The organism is Candidatus Magnetaquicoccus inordinatus (assembly GCF_004217665.1).
Taxonomy (GTDB): domain Bacteria; phylum Pseudomonadota; class Magnetococcia; order Magnetococcales; family Magnetaquicoccaceae; genus Magnetaquicoccus; species Magnetaquicoccus inordinatus.
On the sequence record NZ_RXIU01000529.1, the window covers coordinates 1 to 1,050 of the forward strand.

The following is a 1,050-nucleotide window of genomic DNA, read 5'->3' on the forward strand; positions in this document are numbered from 1 at the left end:
CAGCGCCGTTTGGAATTTTTATTATTGCTGACGGTGGCGGATATACGTGCGGTTGGTCCCAATGCCTGGAGTTCTTGGAAAGCAGAGTTGTTGCGTCGTTTGTATACTTTGACTGCCAGTGCTTTGATTCGTGGCGCCTTCCAGGCAGAGGAGTTGGTACGGCAGGCGGAGCAGCAAAAGCAGGCGGTGATTACCTTTTTGGCAGCCAACAAAAGTGTCCAGGCGCATCTTTTGCGCAGCCATTTGGATCGTTTTGATGATCCCTATTTCATTCATTATGAACCGGAAGCGATTGCCCGCCATGCGGTGGCGCTGATGGGGCGGGAGCAGGAGCCGGTTGCGATAATGTTGTTGGCCAATCCTGGTTCGGATACCAGTGAGTTGTTGATTCACACCCGCGACCAATCGGGGTTGATGTCACGTATTTCCGGCGCTTTGGCGATGGAGGGCGTCAATATCCTGTCTGCCGATATTGTGACCACCAAGGATGGGATGGCCTTGGACTGTTTTGTGGTGCAGAATTCGGTGGGCAAGGCTTTGGAAAACAAAGGACATATTCAGCGTTTGGAGCAGCGTCTGCAGGACTTTTTATTGGATCCGCAGCGACCACAGCCGGTATTGACGGCCAACGAGAGCGATTTGCATCGGCAAAAAACCTTTCGTGTACCGTTTAATGTGGAGGTGGATGACAGTGTGGACAATTTTACCATTCTGGAGATCACCTCTTTGGATCGGGTGGGATTGTTGTTCAAGATCACCCGCGAGATGGAGCTGCATGGCATCCAGATTCGTACCGCAAAGATTGCCACCTATGGCGAGCGGGCGGTGGATGTCTTTTATGTGCGCGACCTCTATGGTTTGAAATTGACCCCACAAAAGGTGGAGAGTTTTACCCGCAGTCTGCGGCAAGCGGTGGAGCAGGCAGGGGGTGAAGAGGTACAGGTTAACAAACTGGTTTTTTAAAAAAACAGGAAACTCTTGACAACAAAGCGGGTCAAATCTGTTGATGCGCTTGCTGTGCGCTCTCCCCCACTTTTTCCCTTGTGTTGT

1 protein-coding gene is annotated in these 1,050 nt (G+C 51.4%); it reads left to right on the forward strand.

Annotated elements, in window-relative coordinates:
* Window positions 1-963 (forward strand): ACT domain-containing protein (locus EJP87_RS17055; protein WP_130473013.1); only part of this gene is annotated, 963 nt, incomplete at its 5' end.
* Window positions 964-1,050: the final 87 nt, after the last annotated feature.